The following is a 20,564-nucleotide window of genomic DNA, read 5'->3' on the forward strand; positions in this document are numbered from 1 at the left end:
TTTTAAAATTTAATTGATGTTACTCTTTTATATTTGGCAATATTTTAGGTGGATGTTGATTTTAAGTGTATTTTTTTAGTTAGTCATGCTTATCATACAAGAACGTATTACTATCTTCCATAAGCATAGAAAATTGTGTCTTTTTAATCCAGCCATTACAATTTATTTTCGACTCTGTATTAAGTAAAGAGTAGTACCAGATTTCATTATTAATTTCAGCCTCATCTATAATTTTAACATGAGATTTTTCTTTTAATCTATTTATTACTAGAGAATCTGTAGATGGAGCTATAAAAATTGATGTATATGGAAGTGTAATACCATATTTAAATTCAGGTTGACTAAAATTTATTATTAAGTTTTTCTTGTTTCCATTATTTGTTTTGTTATAGGTAGTTGATTTATATTTTGAAATTTGATTGTTCAGGGTTAAAATTTGTCTTTTATACTCAGTAAATTTAATATTACATTGATATAATACAAATCCTAATGCACCTAGAGTTACTAGGATTATAAGAAAACAAAAAAAAGTAAGCATTAAAATCTCCTTAAAATAGTGTTTAATATAATATATTTTAAGTAGATAGGATTAATTACATAAATTTTTAAAAAACAAAAATACATTTATTGTAAAAAAATAAAATAATTAAAAGGAATAAAATTTAAAAAAGAGCTTAAAATAATAAGGAAAATTGACACGTTAGGAGGAATTATTATGGCTAATCTAAATGAATTAGAATTACAAAATCTTCGTCATTTAATTGGAGCTCATTGTACAATTGAAAAGAAACTTAGAGATTATTCACAACAATGTAATGATCAACAATTAAAAAACATGTTAAACAAAGATGCTGACGATGCAAAAGCAAGTAAAGAAAAGTTAATGACATTTTTAGGATAGGAGGAATTTAAGATGCAAGAAAAAGAAGTGATAAATGATTATCTCGCTGGAATAAATGCTAGTTTAGCAGGATATGGAAGCGTAATTGCTCAATGTGAGAATCAACAATTAAGAGAAACAATACAAAACATGAGAAATCAAGATGAAGTACGTCAATATGCTCTTTTCAAAGTTGCAAAAGAAAAAGGATATTATATTCCAGCTCAACCAGCAACTCCAGAAGAGATTTCAACTGTAAAACAACAAGTTTCTCAAGGATAGAAATAAAAAAACTATGTAACTGGAAATAGTACATAGAAGTTAATTGAATAGAATTTAAGTGGACTATTATTTTAATGATAGTCCGCTTTTTTATTAATAAGAATTAAACTTTAATACTTTTTTCTGACTTATAATTTTTTGAGTAATCATATGAAATTCTCAACTTCTAAAATATACTTAATAATATTTCTTTGAATTAAGACTATGTTTTAAGTATATCTTGATTTTAAAATAGTTTAAAACACAGTCTTAATTAAGTTCTAAATAATATTTGTAATTAAATATATATCAATATAAGTAAATTAAGAATTTATAAACCTAAAAGTTACATGTTTAAATATAACCAAGAAATTATTCTATAGTTTTAACGGCTTCATTTAAAACATTACCTATAGAGTCATTAATAACTAAACCTGCCTTAGAGTCTGCAGAAGTAGAACTTTTATTTATTAAAACTAAATTCTTTCCTCTAAAATAGTTAATAAGTCCTGCTGCAGGATAAACAACTAGGGAAGTTCCACCTATTATAAGCGTATCTGCCTTAGAAATAGCATCAACAGCACCTCTAATAACATTATCATATAAAGGCTCTTCATATAAAACCACATCAGGTTTAACTATTCCTCCACACTTAGTACAAGTAGGAACTCCTTTTGAATCTAGTATGAAATTTTCGTCATAGAAAGCATGGCAATCCATACAGTAGTTTCTAAGAACTGATCCGTGAAGTTCAAAAACATTTTTACTTCCAGCCCTTTGATGAAGACCATCTATGTTTTGAGTAACTATAGCCTTTAATTTTCCCATTTCTTCAAGCTTAGCTAAGGCAATATGAGCTCCATTAGGTTCAGCATCAGGATATATAAGTTTAGCCTTATAAAAATTAAAAAATTCTTCAGGATATCTTTTAAAAAAGCTATGTGAAACTAATTGTTCCGGAGTAAAAGTTATATTTAGCTTTTCATTGAATAATCCATTAGAGCTCCTAAAGTCGGGAATTCCAGATTCTGTACTTACACCAGCCCCACCAAAAAATACGATATTATCACTATTTTTTAGGATTTCAGCCAGCTGTTCTATCTTTGTCATATAAATCACCTTCCTTAATGATTTTATTTAATCTTATTATCTCATAAAAAAAGATTAAATCTAAGATAGAGATTTTTTTATTTATTATGGAGAAATCCAATTTCCTGTAGCAACTATCATAGCCATAAGTTTCAAAGTATTACCAAAGAAAGTTGAGGATTCAAGGGGTATAGATAATATATGGTTCCAAAGATTAGTTGTCCAATTAGGATTATCCTTTTGTAGGAGTGATAATACAAGAAATGGTGCTACAAATGATAAATCATTAGAGGTACCAAAAGGTTGGCCAGGAGGACCATTTCTTAAATAGTATCCTGAAACAATGTTTTCAGGAGTAGTATTTGTAGTTTTTATTATCCATTTGTTGAGGATAGATAATTGTTTTGAAATAGAGATTTTTTTATTTAAGATTGAATCCATAGAATACCTCCAAGGTATTCTAGCACTATTAAAATAATAATCCCCATCATGCATGGATTCTAATATTTTTGTATTAGGAGCTATAAAAACACCTTTTTCTTTAATAAAAAAATCTGGCATAAGTCCATTATCCTTGCTTTCTCTTTTCATTTGGCTGTTAATAATTTTTTGTATTCTAGTAATTACTAAATTCCATTTTTTTGAGTTTTTAGTATCAGCTTTAACAAATGATCTAAGGCTATAAAGCATAAAATCAGAGCTTCTGGTCACACCTTTAAATGTACTGTTAGTTAATCCAGTAACCCAATCACCTAAGTTTAAAATATAATCATCTTTATCAACGCAGCTATCCATTAAGGCTTGAATTCTTTTAACAGCCTCGTATTTATAATCAATTTTATCAAGTTTTCTCCATAATTTATCTGCAATTAATAATCCATAGCTTATATCCATATCTCCATCAGTAGCAGAGGAAGTTTCGGGTTCGCTATTTACTATATTGCCATTAGAGTCCATAATTTGTTGCCACGCCATTAAATTTTTATTATAAAAACTAGGATATGATTTTATGAAATTATAAATATTAGTGAAATGTTCTTTAGCGAATTTATCAAACTTGTACATAATAGGGAAAATGACCATTCCATATCCCATAGCTTCAGAGCAAGTAACTGCATTGTTAGTAGTAGGTTGATCAAGAGTATAAAAAAGATATTCTTTAGTAGGAGAAGAATCTTTAACAGTAATTAAATAACGATTTTTCCATTCTTCATAAAATTTTAATAGTTCAAAAGTCAATTGTTCCTTAGAATAATCATACATTATTGAATTTATATAAATATTAATCACCTCAAATAAGTTATAATATAAATATATTAATTTAGGTAAGAATAGTTAATTAAATTTTATTAACTAATATAATTGCTTATATATTTAGAAATTATATATAGTCTATAATTAATATTGGGAATTATATTATGCATTATCGAAAAAGGAGAATCATTATGAGGTTAAAAGAAATAAGGGAAAGAATGTACGGTCAAAAGCTTTATTATTGTAATGATGAGGAATTAATGAATGAACAGATGAAATGTTTAGAGTTACTTTATGATTTTAATCAAACACGTCCTTCTGAACAGGATAAAAGAAATAAAATGCTAAAGAAGATGTTTGCTGAGATAGGAGAAAACTGTTATATAGAACCTCCTTTTCATGCTAATTGGGGTGGTAAGAATGTACATTTTGGTAATGATGTTTATGCAAATTTCAATTTAACAATGGTTGATGATTGTGATATATTCGTTGGAAATAATGTTTTATTTGGTCCAAATGTTACTGTATCAGCAGGAACACATCCTATACACCCAGAATTAAGAAGTAAACAAGCTCAATATAATGTTTCTATTCACATAGGAAATAATGTTTGGATTGGTGCAGGTGCTGTAATACTTCCAGGAATTCATATTGGTGATAATTCGGTGATTGGAGCAGGGAGTGTGGTTACGAAAGATATTCCAGCCAATGTAGTTGCAGTTGGAAATCCATGTAGAGTCTTAAGAGAAATCAATGAAAATGATATGAAGTATTATTATAAATATATGAAAATTGACATTGAATAAGAGATTTTCCATATAAAAATTATTAAATAAAAATATTTACTTACACTAAAAATTTTTAATATGGTAAAATAGAATTATACAGTGTGTAGTTTTAATGACGTAATTCCAGTTGTTAAAACTACTTTTTTTATTTTAGAAAAGTATAATTGCTAACTACTTGAATTAAAAGTGCAATGTGTTAATGGTGCAATGAGAGCAAAATTTTAATTTAAAGAAGGTGAAATTTTATTGTTTAAAATTAATGATTATATAATGTATGGAACTGTTGGAGTTTGTAAAGTTATAGATATTACTAAAGAAGCTATTATTAATAATATAGAAAAAGAATATTACGTATTAAATCCTATTTATTCTAGTTATTCTAAAAATACAGTAATTAAGATTCCTGTTGATAATAAGAAGATTTCTATGAGAGAAATACTTTCCAAGGATGATGTAGATTCATTGATAAATGATATACCTAATAAGGAAACCTTATGGATAAAAGATGATAAGCAAAGGAATGAACAATTTAAATCAATGCTTAAAAGCGGGAATTGTGATGATTTAATTACCTTGATAAGAAGTATATATTTAGATAAAAAGAAGAGAAAATTAGATGGCAAAAAAGTATGTAAGGGCGATGAAGAGATTATGCAGACTGCAGAGAAATTATTAAATGAGGAATTTGCAACTATTCTTCATATTCGTCCAGAAGAGGTAAAATCATATATAAAAAGTCATGTACATCAATAGAATATAGGTAAAGATAATCAAGAAGTTAGTGAACACTTTACTGAAATAGTGAGAATAGACATTAATAGAAGCATATGAAATACTTAAATGGTATTTTATATGCTTTTATTTTAAGGAATAGAAAAGAAGCAAGAGAGTTTTTAGCAAGTTTTAATTAAGTTATCTATAAAGAAATTTCTAAAAATCAATCATAGTTTAAAACACAATCTACTATTTAGATAAGTTATTTAAAAGAGTAAAAATAAAATAGTTATTTAAGGAAAAGATAAAAAGTAGATAATATCTTTTTCAGAGGTGAACTATGAAAGAAATTGAGAGTCTTTTTGAAAGGTTAGCACTTATTAATATAAATGAAATTATTATAATTCTTGTTATTATGCTAATTGTTTTAATAACAAACAAAATATTGATAACTAATTTATTCAAATTGCTAAGGAAAGGCGCTAGAAAGACTAAAAATTACTTAGATAATAATATTGTTAGAGCATTGGAAAATCCACTGAAACTCTTTGTATCATTTATAGGCATATATTCAATCTTTAAGGTGATAAATGTTGATTTATTAGGGTTAGATTTTTTTTCTACATATAAGATTATAAGAGTTGGAATAATAGCATCGTTTATTTATTTTGCATATAACTTAACTTTGGAGAATTCATTGCTTTATTCTAAATTACATAAAAATGATAGCGGAAATACCATAGTGTTTCCTTTTTTATCTATAGTTATAAGGTTAGTGATTCTCTTAGTAGGAATAATTATAATTGCTAATGAATTTGGATTAACTGGTTTCATTGCAGGATTAGGAGTAAGTGGAGTTGCTTTTGCTTTAGCTGCACAGGACACATTTTCTAATTTATTTGGAGGGATGGTTATAGTTCTAGATAGGCCATTTTCTATTGGAGATTGGATACAAGCAGGCGATGTAGAAGGATTAGTAGAAGAGATTACATTTAGAAGTACGAAAATAAGAACATTTTCTATGGCCTTGGCTACTGTTCCAAATTCAAAGCTTGCCAATAGTAACATAATAAATTGGACTCAAAGAAAATTAAGAAGAATACATTTTAAATTTACTATGGATTGTAAAACATCTATAGAAAGTATAAAAAATTCTGTTAATAAAATAGAGAATATGCTAAGAGAACATGATAAAATAGATAAAAATCTAATAATAGTAAGCTTTAATGAACTTTCAACTTATGGCTTTAGAATTTTTATATATTTCTATACAGATCAATTTGAATATTTAAAATATGAGAAGCTTAAAGAAGAAATAAATATAAACATCTTAGAAATATTAAGGGAAGAAAGTGTGGATTTAATGTTTTTGAACTTTGATTTTAAAGGTTTTGATAGAAGAGGTGACACTTGTAATTTTGAAAGTACTGAGTTGGAATCAATAAAGAATATTACTGAGGAGGAGAGAGGCGTATGACAATGATATTGGAAGCATGTGTTGGGAATTATATAGAAGGAAAAAGAGCAGAGGAGTTAGGAGCAAATAGAATAGAACTTTGCGATAACTTATCTCAAGGGGGAACAACTCCAAGTTATGGAACAATACTTCAATGTAAGAATGATATGAAAATAGACATTAATGTAATAATTCGTCCAAGAGGAGGAAATTTTGTTTATTCTAAAGCAGAATTAAATATAATGAAAAATGATATAGAGCTTTGCAAAAAGATAGGAGTAACTGGAGTTGTATTTGGTTTTTTAAATGAAGATAATATATTAGATTTTGAAACTACTAAAGAGTTTGTTCAGTTAGCGAGACCATTAGGTATAACATTCCATATGGCCTTTGATGATATTGAAGACAAATTTGATGCAATAGACAAACTTGCATCATTAGGAGTAGATAGGATTCTAACAAAAGGTGGAGATGATAATGCCTTTAAAAATAAAGATACCTTAAAAAAGTTAGTTGAATATGCTGGAGAAAGAATAATAATACTTCCAGGTGGAGGAGTTACTAAAGAAAATTTTTTGGAGCTTAAAAAATACACTAATGCAAAGGAGTTCCATGGAAGTAAGATTGTAGGGAATTTATAGAAATAATTAAAGTGATTGAAGCAATTAGAAATAACTCATTATATATATTGTTAATCTTTTAAAACGGTAAAAAATAACTCTTTACAAAGTAAAGTAAATGTCTTAATATATTATATATAGTAACACTAAATTCTAACAAAAGATATAAATTTGATTCTTAAAAGTAACTAATGCTTAAGTGCAATGTAAATAATTTGTAATAAGTAATTTGTATAATTAAATTAAAGGATTATTTGTTAGGAGTGATAAAAGTGTTAGAGAAAATGATATTAAGTGATAAAGAATGTGAATATCTTACTAAAAGTATAGCTGGTGGAGTTGGAATTGGTTTAGCTTTAGGAGCTATAATGAATAATCCTGAGTTTGGATTTGCTTTAGGCGGAGTAGTAGGAATAGTATCTTCACTTATTTATACTTTAGTAAAGAGAAGTAAAAGCAAAATAGGTAAAAAGGTTATAAACTAACATAAATATTGTTTGTTCGGGTTTATAGTACAAAATTAACATAGTGTTAATTCCCCCCTACTTAAACTATAAATCCCTTTTAATATAAAATTTATATATGTAAAAAAGAAGCAGATTAATCTGCTTCTTTTTTTATTCCTAAACTAATAGGTGGATTTTTAAAAGAACTTTTTATAGTATTTTTTGTATTAGTAATTTGAAGGGATTCTATAACAGGAACAATAATTGCAGCAACAAAACCACCTGCTAAACCATTATTATATAAATTCAATCCTCCATGTAATTCTCCAATATTGAAAACTATGAATATATGCAAAAATCCAGCTATTATTCCATAAGGCCAACCATAGTATCCTGAAATAGGAGCTAAGCCTGTACTAAATAAAATACAAACCACTGTAACTGGAGAATTTATATCAGAGATACTAATAAGAGAGGCTAGTGATGCACCTATAATAAGTGGAATAGAATTAGCTAAGTTTTTTCCATAACATCCAAAACCAGCCATTGCAAAAATTGCTCCAATTGTAGGTCCATTTAAATCTCCATTTATAAGTAATACAAAAAGTGTTGAGAATATACAAAGAACACCCATATTAAAATAACAACTACTTCCATAGATTGAAAAGAAGTCACTAGGAAATATACCATGTTCCTTATTGATTCCTATTTGATCTTTTAATACTCTTTTTTTAGATTTATCTAAAATTAGACTACAAATTATGAAATATGCACTTATTACCAATAAGAACACTATATATAAATTGTTATTACCTTTATGCCAAATTGAATTTGTTTCAAAGTTATGACCGACAGCTTTCATTAAAGACATTACTGCTATTGCAATAATACCTCCCGCAAATCCTACATTATAAAGAGAAAATCCAGAATGAATCCTTGAAGCGTTTTGTGCAATTGGAGGAAGAATAAATCCTATTATCATACCAACTAATGTTCCCATAATTGTTCCAGATATAGGATGGATTCCTGGGAAAAATGAAAATTGGCTAACTGTAGGGGCTAGTGCAGTTCCTAAGGAAGCTACAACTAAATAATCTTTGAAAGGTTTTTTTTTCACTTTAGAATATATCCAAGTTCCTAAAATTATGGGCCATATATTTACTATGTTTTTTCCAAACATACCGAAACCAGTTAAAAACCACAAAGACATGATACTTCTTCCGGTAGATTTAATATCGTTTATATAAAACAAAAATATAAATATTATGCCTAGTAGTGCACTGTTAATTAAGGTTGCTCCAAAACCACCTATACTTATATAATCTGTTATTAATATGTCTGAATTTAAAATTATTTTGTGAAGTCCAGTTACTATTTCTTTTGGGCTTTCTAAAAAAAAGGCAAGTATAATAAAAGAAATATATAAAATTAAATGTATAAGGTATTCTTGTGGTAACCTTTTCAACAAAAACAACACTCCTTTATTAAAATATATTTAAGATTAATCAATATTAAGGGTTAAATTAATACTAATTTAAGTAGATTATATAATAGAAGTTTTTAAAAGAATAGATAATTACCATAATCGTAATAAAATAGAAACAAATAAAGCTACTATTAGTATATAAGTCCTAAAAATATACTAATAGTAGCTTGTTATATATAGTATTTAAATACTACATATAGATTAATCTAATAACTCTGATCTCTTTTTTGTTGTCATTGGGGTTTTTACCATCATATCATGATCACACATCATACTAGGATTATGCATCATCATGGGATTACACATCATCATAGGATTACACATTATCATCATAGGATTATGCATCATATGAGACTTATGCATCATACCATCCTTATGCTTCATATGATGCTTACCCATCATACAATGCTTACCCATCATATCAGGACTATGCATCATATGATGCTTACCCATCATCATAGGGTTACACATCATCATAGGATTACACATCATCATAGGGTTATACATCATCATAGGATTACACATCATCATCATAGGATTACCCATCATACTAGGGTTATGCATCATACTAGGATTATGCATCATACTAGGATTATGCATCATGTAATGATCACACATCATATCAGATTTATGCATCATGTGAGGCTTACCCATCATACCATCCTTATGCATCATACCAGGCTTACACATCATATCATGATCATGCATTTTATGTTTTGCTTTATTTTCTTTAGACTTATGATCCATAGGCATAAAAGCACAGTCTTGATTGCTCTTCATATTCATAGTAACAAATTTTAAATCATCGTCATCATCTCTATAATTTATCATAAAAATAACTCCTAATTAAATTAATCTTATAATAGAGTATATTAAATTAGGGGCATAAAGTTTCCTTAAATAATTTAATTTATAATTAATTTAAATATTAGGTATTTGCCAGTCTATAGGAGTTTTGTTTATTGAAACTAGAAAATCATTTGTTTTAGAAAATGGTTTTGAACCGAAAAATCCACGGTTTGCAGATAGTGGGCTTGGATGTACTGACTTAATTATTTTATGTATTGGATTAGTTATTATAGTTTCCTTTGAAATTGCATTTTTTCCCCAAAGAATAAAAACTATAGGTTCATCTCTTTTATTTAATAATTCGATTACTTTGTCAGTGAATATTTCCCAACCTTTACCCTTATGAGAATTAGCTTGCCCTTCTCTAACAGTTAAAACTGTATTTAATAAAAGAATACCTTGCTTTGCCCAAGATTCTAAGAAACCATTATTAGGTATATAACAACCAAGATCAGAGTTTAATTCCTTAAATATATTTCTTAGTGAAGGCGGGGTTTGCACTCCAGGCTTTACAGAAAAACTAAAGCCATGAGCTTGGTTTGGGCCATGATATGGATCCTGTCCTAAAATAACAACTTTAACTTCATTATAAGGTGTAAATTTTAATGCATTAAATAGATCATACATACTTGGATGGATTATTTGTGTTTTATATTCATTTATCAAAAACTTTCTAAGTTTTAAATAATATTCTTTTTCAAACTCATCTTTTAATAGATTATCCCAATCATTGTTAAATTCAGCAGACATTAAATTACCTCCGTTTATTAAAATAGATTTTACTAAAGTATAATTAAATTCTATACTTAATAATTTTTTATAACAAGGGTGTTAAATATAATCAGGTTTTAACATAATAACATTAATAGTTTCAACATATATGAAAGCTATTAGACTTATCTAGCTAAAAAGATTTGGTGAATATGAATTTTCATATATTTTATAAATTTAAGATGAATGTATCTATAGGAAAGAATATTAAAATGCATATTACTTTAAAATAAGCTTTATTAGAGTAATTTAAAGAAAGCTTAACAGTTTTATTTGAGTGAATAACTTTGATAAAGAATCTTTTATCTTTTATTAATAATTATATTAAAAGATTAGTATACATATACTAGGAAATAATGTTTACAAATGGGTATGATTGTTAATTTAGGGGGAGAGGGTTATGTTATTAAAGAAGATAGCTGCAATACTAATGGCAGCTTCAATAGTTACGACTACTTTTTTCATTAATAATAAAAATGTTATGGCAGTAGATTCAAATGCTAGAGCTAAGGAGATAGTTTCTAATATGACTTTAGAAGAAAAGCTTGGTCAGATGATAATGCCTGACTTTAGAATGTGGCAAGAAGAAGGTTCTACATCACAATCTGATTTAACGGAAATTAATAATGAGATTGCTGAGATAATAGATAAATATGATTTAGGTGGTGTAATACTTTTTGCTGAAAATGTTAAGGAGGTAGTTCAAACAACTACTTTAATACATGATTTACAAGAGGTAGCTATAAATGATAAGGATGGTAATTTGCCATTGCTTATAACCTTAGATCAAGAAGGTGGAATAGTAACTAGACTTGGTGAAGGAACTAACTTACCAGGAAATATGGCATTGGGGGCTACTAGGAGCGAAAAGGCTTCATATGATGCAGGATATGTAATTGGAAGAGAATTAAATGCTTTAGGAGTAAATGTAAATTTTGCTCCTGTTTTAGATACAAATAATAATCCTCAAAATCCAGTTATAGGCGTAAGGTCTATTTCTAGCAATCCAGATCTTGTAGGTAATTTAGGTGCGAATATTGCAAAAGGTATCCAAGACCAAGGTGTTGCTGCAACGGCAAAACACTTCCCAGGACATGGAGATACTGCAACTGACTCACATTATGGATTACCTGTAGTAGATAAGCCTATTGAAGAGTTGAGAAAAATAGAGCTTAAGCCCTTTAAAATGGCTATAGAAAATGGAATAGATATGATAATGACAGCTCACATACAGTTTCCTCAAGTAGAGAAGGATACTGTTACATCTAAAAAAGATGGAAGTCAAATAGGAATTCCGGCTACCTTATCAGATGATATTATAACTGGTGTTTTAAGAGAAGAAATGGGATATGACGGAGTTGTAATAACTGATGCTATGAATATGAAGGCCATAGCAGATAATTTTGGAGAATTAGAATCAACAAAGATGGCTATAAACGCAGGTATAGATATTGTTCTTATGCCTACTATATTAAGAAATAAAACTGATGTTGAAAAGTTAGATTATATAATAAGTGGAGTTTTAGATGCTGTTAACAGTGGAGAAATCAAAGAAGAGGAAATAACGGATTCTGCAGAAAGAATAGTTAAACTTAAAATAGATAGAGGGATAATTGATTTAAAAGAGGATGATATGTCTTTAGAAGAAAAGCTCGAAAAAGCTAAGAAGGTTGTTGGCTCTATTGAAAATAGAGATATAGAAAGAAGAATTTCAGAAGAGGCTATTACTGTTACTAAGAATGAAAATAATATACTTCCATTAAATCCTAAAGAGGGAGAAAAAGTTTTATTAATAGCACCAAATGAAAGTCAGCTTCATAGCATGAAATTTGGAATAAACAGACTTATATATGAAAATAGTTTGAAAAATGTGCACTTAGATGCCTATGCATATAATAATATAGGTTCTATAGATGAAAAGTTAAAAGAGAAAATTGAGGAGGCTGATTATATAATAGTAGCCTCCCTAGCAAGTAATGCTAGCCATTTAAAACCTGGCAATTGGAGTAGAGACTTACCTAGAGCTGTAATAGATTATGGAAATGGGTTAGATAAAGATACCGTACTTATAAGTTTAAGAAATCCCTATGATGTAGCAGCTTATGATAATGCAAGGGCGCAGGTTATTGCATATGGATTCAAGGGTATGGATCCAACTGAAGGTGATACATTATTTCCAACTAAATCTTCAGGACCTAACATACCAGCAGCTATTGGAGTTATTTTCGGAGATGCAGAGGCAAAAGGAAAATTACCTGTAGATATTCCAAATTTGAATGATGATGGAACTATGAATACAGAGGTTAATTATTATAATTATGATCATGGAATTACTAATTTATATGATTTAGGAAAGATTGAGATAGACATTGATGAGGAAATAAAATCAAAGGAAAATTTTGAAGTGAAATTTGAATTAGATGATTTTAATGAAATAATAGCAAAAGAATATAGGGTTAAGATTAGATTTAATGGAGATGATTTAGAATTTATTTCAGGTAAGCTTAATAAAGAGGGAGAATTACAGACTAATATTATAGATAGTAATACTTTAGAGTTAATAATAAATATGGGAAATAATAATTTAAAAGCTAATGATTTAAATTTCCAATTAGAATTTAAAGCAGTTGATGAAATAGAGTCAACTAATATAGAAGTTATAAGTTCAGAGTTGATTGATATAAAGGATAGGAAGTTTCATCAAAAAGGAGTTAGTATAGAGTTTGGGATAAAAGAGAATGAAAATGAAGAAGATAAACCTATAAATCCAGATGAAGATGAAGACAAAGAAGATAATAATGAAGAAGAAGCAGATAAAAATGAAGATGAATTACCACAAACTGGATATGGAGTTGGTAGAGGATTTATTTTGGGATTAGGTTCAATTTCACTTTTAGCAGGATTAGGCTTAAAAAGCAAAAGATTTAGAAGAAAAGAGTAAGTTAAATAGCATAAATTAAAAATAAAGGAATACTTGTTTTTACAGTATTCCTTTATTTTTACATATAAATACATTCTTTATCATGAAAACTTATCCAAGTGTATCAATATATGAATCATGTTGAATAAGGAAGAAAAATTAAGGATTATAGGAATAATATTTGAAAGACTACATATTACAAACATAGATATAATGCTATACATGTTAAGATAAATCTCGTCGCTGAGAGACACACAAACAACTCAACAAAACAAATTAAAAGTTTTGAAAAAAGTTGTTGACAGAGTTTCAAAGTGATGTTAAACTAAGAAAGTCGCTTGAGGGCGACAAAGAAATGGTCTTTGAAAATTAAACAGAAGATATTAACATAAACCAGCAATTCTTTTATAAGTAATATGAGTAATAGATTAAACTTTTAAATTGAGAGTTTGATCCTGGCTCAGGATGAACGCTGGCGGCGTGCTTAACACATGCAAGTCGAGCGATGAAGTTTCCTTCGGGAAACGGATTAGCGGCGGACGGGTGAGTAACACGTGGGTAACCTGCCTCATAGAGTGGAATAGCCTCCCGAAAGGGAGATTAATACCGCATAATGTTGAGAGATGGCATCATCTTTTAACCAAAGGAGCAATCCGCTATGAGATGGACCCGCGGCGCATTAGCTAGTTGGTGGGGTAACGGCCCACCAAGGCGACGATGCGTAGCCGACCTGAGAGGGTGATCGGCCACATTGGGACTGAGACACGGCCCAGACTCCTACGGGAGGCAGCAGTGGGGAATATTGCACAATGGGGGAAACCCTGATGCAGCAACGCCGCGTGAGTGATGAAGGTTTTCGGATCGTAAAGCTCTGTCTTTGGGGAAGATAATGACGGTACCCAAGGAGGAAGCCACGGCTAACTACGTGCCAGCAGCCGCGGTAATACGTAGGTGGCGAGCGTTATCCGGATTTACTGGGCGTAAAGGGAGCGTAGGCGGATGATTAAGTGGGATGTGAAATACCCGGGCTCAACTTGGGTGCTGCATTCCAAACTGGTTATCTAGAGTGCAGGAGAGGAGAGTGGAATTCCTAGTGTAGCGGTGAAATGCGTAGAGATTAGGAAGAACACCAGTGGCGAAGGCGACTCTCTGGACTGTAACTGACGCTGAGGCTCGAAAGCGTGGGGAGCAAACAGGATTAGATACCCTGGTAGTCCACGCCGTAAACGATGAATACTAGGTGTGGGGGTTTCAACACCTCCGTGCCGCCGCTAACGCATTAAGTATTCCGCCTGGGGAGTACGGTCGCAAGATTAAAACTCAAAGGAATTGACGGGGACCCGCACAAGTAGCGGAGCATGTGGTTTAATTCGAAGCAACGCGAAGAACCTTACCTACACTTGACATCCCTTGCATTACTCTTAATCGAGGAAATCCCTTCGGGGACAAGGAGACAGGTGGTGCATGGTTGTCGTCAGCTCGTGTCGTGAGATGTTGGGTTAAGTCCCGCAACGAGCGCAACCCTTGTCGTTAGTTACTACCATTAAGTTGAGGACTCTAGCGAGACTGCCTGGGTTAACCAGGAGGAAGGTGGGGATGACGTCAAATCATCATGCCCCTTATGTGTAGGGCTACACACGTGCTACAATGGCTGGTACAGAGAGACGCAATACCGCGAGGTGGAGCCAAACTTTAAAACCAGTCTCAGTTCGGATTGTAGGCTGAAACTCGCCTACATGAAGCTGGAGTTACTAGTAATCGCGAATCAGAATGTCGCGGTGAATACGTTCCCGGGTCTTGTACACACCGCCCGTCACACCATGAGAGTTGGCAATACCCGAAGTCCGTGAGCTAACGCGTAAGCGAGGCAGCGGCCGAAGGTAGGGTCAGCGATTGGGGTGAAGTCGTAACAAGGTAGCCGTAGGAGAACCTGCGGCTGGATCACCTCCTTTCTAAGGAATACATCTTAGGATAACTAAGATGACATAGAATTCTGGATAATATCTCTGTTTAATTTTGAGAGACTATCTCTCAAAATTGTTCTTTGAAAATTGCACATAATTTAATTTATAGAAAACAACAAGCCAAATTGGCAAACCAATTTCTATTCTTTGTAAAATGAGAACTATAACTAATATAGGTCAAGCTACAAAGGGCGTATGGTGAATGCCTTGGCATCAGGAGCCGATGAAGGACGTGATAAGCTGCGATAAGCTTCGGGTAGGCGCACATAGCCTGAGATCCGAAGATCTCCGAATGAGGAAACTCACATGGGAAACCCCATGTATCGTTAAGTGAATACATAGCTTAATGAAGGTAACCCAGGGAACTGAAACATCTAAGTACCTGGAGGAAGAGAAAGAAAAATCGATTTTCTTAGTAGCGGCGAGCGAAAGGGAAAGAGCCCAAACCGGAAACTTGTTTCCGGGGTTGCGGACATAACATAAAGAGAAGTAATGGCTAACTGAGGAGAGCTGGAAAGCTCCACCGTAGAAGGTAATAGTCCTGTAAGTGAAAGCTAGTACAATCGAGTTATGATCCAGAGTACCACGAGACACGTGAAACCTTGTGGGAAGCAGGGAGGACCACCTCCCAAGGCTAAATACTACCTGATGACCGATAGTGAAGCAGTACCGTGAGGGAAAGGTGAAAAGAACCCCGGGAGGGGAGTGAAATAGAACCTGAAACCGTATGCCTACAACCGCTCAGAGCCCCTTATGAGGGTGATGAGGTGCTTTTTGTAGAACGAGCCAACGAGTTACGGTATGTAGCAAGGTTAAGTACTTAAGGTACGGAGCCGAAGGGAAACCGAGTCTGAATAGGGCGACTAGTTGCATGCCGTAGACCCGAAACCGGGTGACCTATCCATGGCCAGGTTGAAGCGAGGGTAAAACCTCGTGGAGGACCGAACCACGTTGCTGTTGAAAAAGCATGGGATGAGCTGTGGATAGCGGAGAAATTCCAATCGAACCCGGAGATAGCTGGTTCTCTCCGAAATAGCTTTAGGGCTAGCGTCGAGTATGAGTAGTGGAGGTAGAGCACTGAATGGGCTAGGGGGCATAGCGCTTACCGAACCTTATCAAACTCCGAATGCCACATACTTTGAGCTCGGCAGTCAGACTACGAATGATAAGATCCGTGGTCAAAAGGGAAACAGCCCAGATCGTCAGCTAAGGTCCCAAAGTGTAAGTTAAGTGGGAAAGGATGTGAGATTTCTAAGACAACTAGGATGTTGGCTTAGAAGCAGCCACTCATTAAAAGAGTGCGTAATAGCTCACTAGTCGAGAGATCTTGCGCCGAAAATGTAACGGGGCTAAACTTACCACCGAAGCTACGGGCTTGAACTTAGTTCAAGCGGTAGGAGAGCGTCGTAACCGGGCTGAAGTCGTACCGTAAGGAGCGGTGGACTGGTTACGAGTGAGAATGTTGGCATCAGTAGCGAGATGTGGGTGAGAATCCCACAGGCCGAAAACCTAAGGTTTCCTCAGGAAGGTTCGTCCGCTGAGGGTTAGTCGGGACCTAAGCCGAGGCCGAAAGGCGTAGGTGATGGACAACTGGTTGATATTCCAGTACCACTACCATCGTTATTATCGATGGCGTGACGCAGGAGGATAGTGTGTGCTAGCTATTGGATGCTAGTCTAAGCATTTAGGCAGTGAAAGTAGGCAAATCCGCTTTCATAATGCTGAGGTGTGATGGGGAAGGTTCTACGGAACCGAAGTACATGATTCCACGCTGCCAAGAAAAGCGTCTAGAGAGAGAAGTAGTGCCCGTACCGCAAACCGACACAGGTAGGTGAGGAGAGAATCCTAAGGCCGGCGGAAGAATTACAGTTAAGGAACTCGGCAAATTGACCCCGTAAGTTCGCGAGAAGGGGTGCCTACGAGAGTAGGCCGCAGAGAATAGGCCCAAGCAACTGTTTAGCAAAAACACAGGTCTCTGCTAAAGCGTAAGCTGATGTATAGGGGCTGACGCCTGCCCGGTGCTGGAAGGTTAAGGGGAACACTTAGCGCAAGCGAAGGTGTGAACTTAAGCCCCAGTAAACGGCGGCCGTAACTATAACGGTCCTAAGGTAGCGAAATTCCTTGTCAGGTAAGTTCTGACCCGCACGAATGGCGTAATGACTTGGGCACTGTCTCAACTGTAAATCCGGCGAAGTTGTAGTGCGAGTGAAGATGCTCGCTACCCGCGATTGGACGGAAAGACCCCGTAGAGCTTTACTGTAGCTTAGCATTGAGTTTTGGTATTGTCTGTACAGGATAGGTGGGAGACTAGGAAACCAGGGCGTCAGCCTTGGTGGAGTCATCCTTGGGATACCACCCTGACAGTACTGAAATTCTAACTGGCGGCCATGAATCTGGTCACAGGACATTGTTAGGTGGGCAGTTTGACTGGGGCGGTCGCCTCCTAAAAAGTAACGGAGGCGCCCAAAGGTTCCCTCAGAACGGTCGGAAATCGTTCGTAGAGTGCAAAGGCAGAAGGGAGCCTGACTGCGACACCCACAAGTGGAGCAGGGACGAAAGTCGGGCTTAGTGATCCGGTGGTACCTCGTGGGAGGGCCATCGCTCAACGGATAAAAGCTACCTCGGGGATAACAGGCTGATCTCCCCCAAGAGTCCACATCGACGGGGAGGTTTGGCACCTCGATGTCGGCTCGTCGCATCCTGGGGCTGAAGTAGGTCCCAAGGGTTGGGCTGTTCGCCCATTAAAGCGGCACGCGAGCTGGGTTCAGAACGTCGTGAGACAGTTCGGTCCCTATCCGTCGCGGGCGTAGGAAATTTGAGAGGAGCTGTCCTTAGTACGAGAGGACCGGGATGGACTGACCTCTGGTGTACCAGTTGTTCTGCCAAGAGCACAGCTGGGTAGCTAAGTCGGGAATGGATAAACGCTGAAAGCATCTAAGCGTGAAGCCAACCTCAAGATGAGATTTCCCATAGCGTAAGCTAGTAAGATCCCTTGAAGAACACAAGGTTGATAGGTCGGGGGTGTAAGCATGGTAACATGTTCAGCTGACCGATACTAATAGATCGAGGGCTTGACCAAATATAGTAAATTAAATATGTGCAATTTTGAAAGAACAAAAATCTTTCTAAAACATCTGGTGATGATGTTCTTTAGGGTAACACCCGTTCCCATTCCGAACACGACGGTTAAGCCTTTAGAAGCCAATGGTACTGCACGGGAGACTGTGTGGGAGAGTAGGTGGTCGCCAGGTTTTTATTTTATGGCTCGATAGCTCAGTCGGTAGAGCAGAGGACTGAAAATCCTCGTGTCGCTGGTTCGATTCCTGCTCGAGCCACCAAAAGCTTAGTGAAAATTCACTAAGCTTTTTTTATAGATATAGTAAACTATTATGTAGATTTTAATATTATATATTATAAATATTAAAAAAATGGTCTATTTATAGACCATTTTTTGTTTTAATCTAAATTTTTTAAAGTCTCTAATACCTTATCTATGTGTCCTTTAACTCTAACTTTTCTAAAATCTTGTACTAATATACCTTCTTTATCAATTATAAAGGTACTTCTTTCTATGCCCATATATTTTTTCCCATACATATTTTTTTCTTTTATTACATCATATAATTTACATACAGTTTCATCAGGATCACTAAGTAATACAAATGGAAGTGATAATTTAGTAATAAATTTATCATGAGATGCTAGAGAGTCTCTAGAAACTCCAAGAATAATTGTATTTAGATCATTAAAGTTTTGTATATTATCTCTGAAATCGCAGGCTTCAGTAGTACAACCAGCCGTATTATCTTTAGGATAGAAGTATAAAACTATGTTTTTTCCTTTATAATCGCTTAGAGAATGCTCTTTTTCATCAGAACCCATAAGTTTAAAGTCTGGAGCTAATTTATTTATTTCAATTGACATAAGAATCCCTCCTTTTAATTGTTTATATTATATAATAATTATTATTTATTATCAATAAATTGGTTTTTTAAACTATTTATAATATTAATTTATCTGATTTTAACTACGATTGTTAAACTTAAAAAGTAATAAATACATAATTTTTAAACATATTGTATTAAAATCCAAAGTTATTTTATAGATTATAAAAATACTCAGAATTCCTTTGTAATTCATAAAATGTATGTTAATATATGAAGTATAGGAAAATAAAACTTTAATTGCAAAGGAGATAATATATATGGAAAAGAAAGTTTTAGCAACAGTTGGAAATACAGAAATAACTTCAGACTATATAGATGAGATAATAGCAAGATACCCAGCTCAACAACAAGCTATGCTTGCTAGTGAAGAAGGTAGAAGACAAGTTTTAGAGCAAGCTATAGCATTTGAATTAATGTCTGAATTTGCAAAAGAAACTGGATTAGATAAAACTGAACAGTTTAAAGATCAATTAAATAAATTTGCTAAAGAATTATTAGCTCAAATGGTTATGCAAAAAACTTTATCACAAGTTACTGTAACTGATGAGGAAGCAAAGGCTTACTATGAAGATCATAAAGATAACTTTGTTGAGTTAGAAACTGTAACAGCTAAGCATATATTAGTTGAATCAGAAGAAGAAGCTAAGAAAGTAGAAGAAGAAATAGCTTCAGGAGCAGTTACTTTTGAAGATGCTGCAAACAAATATTCAAGTTGTCCTTCAAAAGAACAAGGTGGTAACTTAGGTTCATTCTCAAAAGGAATGATGGTTCCTGAATTCGAAGAGGCTGCATTCAACCTAGAATTAGGTGTAGTTAGTGCTCCAGTTAAAACTCAATTTGGATATCACTTAATAAAAGTAGAAGACAAAACAGAAGCTAAAACAAAAGCTTTTGAAGATGTTAAAGATCAAGTTGTTAACATGTTAATTCAAGAAAGACAACAAAAGAAATACTTAGAATTAATAAAAGAATTAAGAGAAAAGTACGGTGTTAAATTAGCTTAATTCTAATTTAAATTCTTTTAAAAGGGTTAAATATGGGATTTTTTATCCTATATCTAACTCTTTTTTTATTGTTTTTATGTGTAGTTAAATCTATAAAGGTTAATACTTAAGAGAG

General features: G+C 33.0%; 16 protein-coding genes, 1 tRNA gene and 3 rRNA genes. 13 read left to right on the forward strand and 7 right to left on the reverse strand.

Features of this window, described 5'->3' with window-relative positions; genetic code table 11:
- Positions 1 to 79 precede the first annotated feature (79 nt).
- Positions 80 to 538: a hypothetical protein gene (locus AC2A4K_RS01630; protein ID WP_322505294.1), complete on the reverse strand. Its 459-nt coding sequence runs from the start codon at positions 536 to 538 to the stop codon at positions 80 to 82.
- A gap of 177 nt (positions 539 to 715) precedes the next feature.
- On the opposite strand from AC2A4K_RS01630, the gene AC2A4K_RS01635 reads away from it, so the two are divergent.
- Both AC2A4K_RS01635 and AC2A4K_RS01640 read left to right on the forward strand, forming a co-directional pair.
- Positions 716 to 901 (forward strand): hypothetical protein, encoded by a 186-nt coding sequence (locus tag AC2A4K_RS01635; protein WP_322505293.1) that lies wholly within the window; start codon positions 716 to 718, stop codon positions 899 to 901.
- A 12-nt stretch (positions 902 to 913) separates the two neighbouring features.
- Positions 914 to 1,162, forward strand: a complete 249-nt coding sequence (locus tag AC2A4K_RS01640; protein WP_322505292.1) for a spore coat protein — start codon at positions 914 to 916, stop codon at positions 1,160 to 1,162.
- A 351-nt stretch (positions 1,163 to 1,513) separates the two neighbouring features.
- Here AC2A4K_RS01640 and AC2A4K_RS01645 read toward each other — a convergent pair whose 3' ends face one another.
- Together AC2A4K_RS01645 and AC2A4K_RS01650 are read right to left on the reverse strand one after the other, a co-directional pair.
- Positions 1,514 to 2,251 (reverse strand): NAD-dependent protein deacylase, encoded by a 738-nt coding sequence (locus AC2A4K_RS01645; protein WP_322505291.1) that lies wholly within the window; start codon positions 2,249 to 2,251, stop codon positions 1,514 to 1,516.
- A gap of 84 nt (positions 2,252 to 2,335) precedes the next feature.
- Entirely contained in the window at positions 2,336 to 3,520 is a 1,185-nt protein-coding gene (locus tag AC2A4K_RS01650) for a glycosyl hydrolase family 8 (protein WP_488458836.1), read from the reverse strand.
- 155 nt (positions 3,521 to 3,675) lie between these two features.
- On the opposite strand from AC2A4K_RS01650, the gene AC2A4K_RS01655 reads away from it, so the two are divergent.
- The 5 genes from AC2A4K_RS01655 (at position 3,676) to AC2A4K_RS01675 (ending at position 7,547) form a co-directional block, all read left to right on the forward strand.
- The gene (locus tag AC2A4K_RS01655) at positions 3,676 to 4,290 is read left to right on the forward strand and encodes a sugar O-acetyltransferase (protein ID WP_322505289.1); all 615 of its coding nucleotides are present in this window, start codon (positions 3,676 to 3,678) and stop codon (positions 4,288 to 4,290) included.
- A gap of 228 nt (positions 4,291 to 4,518) precedes the next feature.
- Positions 4,519 to 5,025: a CarD family transcriptional regulator gene (locus AC2A4K_RS01660; RefSeq protein WP_322505288.1), complete on the forward strand. Its 507-nt coding sequence runs from the start codon at positions 4,519 to 4,521 to the stop codon at positions 5,023 to 5,025.
- 301 nt (positions 5,026 to 5,326) lie between these two features.
- Positions 5,327 to 6,463, forward strand: coding sequence for a mechanosensitive ion channel family protein (locus AC2A4K_RS01665; RefSeq protein WP_322505287.1), 1,137 nt, complete (start codon positions 5,327 to 5,329; stop codon positions 6,461 to 6,463).
- Complete coding sequence (locus AC2A4K_RS01670; protein ID WP_322505286.1) at positions 6,460 to 7,083, forward strand: copper homeostasis protein CutC; 624 nt, start codon at positions 6,460 to 6,462, stop codon at positions 7,081 to 7,083. Before AC2A4K_RS01665 ends, AC2A4K_RS01670 begins: the two co-directional genes overlap by 4 nt.
- A gap of 251 nt (positions 7,084 to 7,334) precedes the next feature.
- Positions 7,335 to 7,547 carry a hypothetical protein gene (locus AC2A4K_RS01675; protein WP_322505285.1) on the forward strand — a complete coding sequence of 71 codons (213 nt, stop codon included), beginning with the start codon at positions 7,335 to 7,337 and terminating at the stop codon, positions 7,545 to 7,547.
- 115 nt (positions 7,548 to 7,662) lie between these two features.
- Here the strand turns inward: AC2A4K_RS01675 and AC2A4K_RS01680 are convergent, their stop codons facing one another.
- The 3 genes from AC2A4K_RS01680 to AC2A4K_RS01690 form a co-directional block, all read right to left on the reverse strand.
- Positions 7,663 to 8,973 (reverse strand): DUF1576 domain-containing protein, encoded by a 1,311-nt coding sequence (locus AC2A4K_RS01680; RefSeq protein ID WP_322505346.1) that lies wholly within the window; start codon positions 8,971 to 8,973, stop codon positions 7,663 to 7,665.
- A 222-nt stretch (positions 8,974 to 9,195) separates the two neighbouring features.
- Positions 9,196 to 9,825 (reverse strand): hypothetical protein, encoded by a 630-nt coding sequence (locus AC2A4K_RS01685; RefSeq protein WP_322505284.1) that lies wholly within the window; start codon positions 9,823 to 9,825, stop codon positions 9,196 to 9,198.
- A gap of 90 nt (positions 9,826 to 9,915) precedes the next feature.
- A complete protein-coding gene (locus tag AC2A4K_RS01690) occupies positions 9,916 to 10,593 on the reverse strand; it encodes a uracil-DNA glycosylase (RefSeq protein WP_322505283.1) in 678 nt (225 codons plus the stop codon).
- A 421-nt stretch (positions 10,594 to 11,014) separates the two neighbouring features.
- Here AC2A4K_RS01690 and AC2A4K_RS01695 point away from each other — a divergent pair, with 421 nt between their 5' ends.
- The 5 genes from AC2A4K_RS01695 to AC2A4K_RS01715 all read left to right on the forward strand — a co-directional run bounded on the left by AC2A4K_RS01695 (position 11,015) and on the right by AC2A4K_RS01715 (position 18,836).
- Entirely contained in the window at positions 11,015 to 13,555 is a 2,541-nt protein-coding gene (locus tag AC2A4K_RS01695) for a glycoside hydrolase family 3 protein (protein WP_322505282.1), read from the forward strand.
- Between the two features lie 416 nt (positions 13,556 to 13,971).
- Positions 13,972 to 15,486, forward strand: a 16S ribosomal RNA gene (locus tag AC2A4K_RS01700).
- Positions 15,487 to 15,673: 187 nt separating this feature from the next.
- Positions 15,674 to 18,577, forward strand: a 23S ribosomal RNA gene (locus tag AC2A4K_RS01705).
- A gap of 54 nt (positions 18,578 to 18,631) precedes the next feature.
- A 5S ribosomal RNA gene (gene rrf, locus AC2A4K_RS01710) occupies positions 18,632 to 18,749 on the forward strand.
- Together the 16S, 23S and 5S rRNA genes with 1 tRNA gene alongside form the textbook arrangement of a ribosomal RNA operon.
- 11 nt (positions 18,750 to 18,760) lie before the next feature.
- Positions 18,761 to 18,836: transfer RNA gene (locus AC2A4K_RS01715), tRNA-Phe, on the forward strand.
- Between the two features lie 118 nt (positions 18,837 to 18,954).
- Here AC2A4K_RS01715 and AC2A4K_RS01720 read toward each other — a convergent pair.
- Positions 18,955 to 19,422 carry a peroxiredoxin gene (locus AC2A4K_RS01720; protein ID WP_322504695.1) on the reverse strand — a complete coding sequence of 156 codons (468 nt, stop codon included), beginning with the start codon at positions 19,420 to 19,422 and terminating at the stop codon, positions 18,955 to 18,957.
- A 280-nt stretch (positions 19,423 to 19,702) separates the two neighbouring features.
- Here AC2A4K_RS01720 and AC2A4K_RS01725 point away from each other — a divergent pair, with 280 nt between their 5' ends.
- Positions 19,703 to 20,449: a peptidylprolyl isomerase gene (locus tag AC2A4K_RS01725; RefSeq protein ID WP_322504694.1), complete on the forward strand. Its 747-nt coding sequence runs from the start codon at positions 19,703 to 19,705 to the stop codon at positions 20,447 to 20,449.
- Positions 20,450 to 20,564: the final 115 nt, after the last annotated feature.

The sequence above is a fragment of the Clostridium sp. LIBA-8841 genome (genome assembly GCF_057782475.1).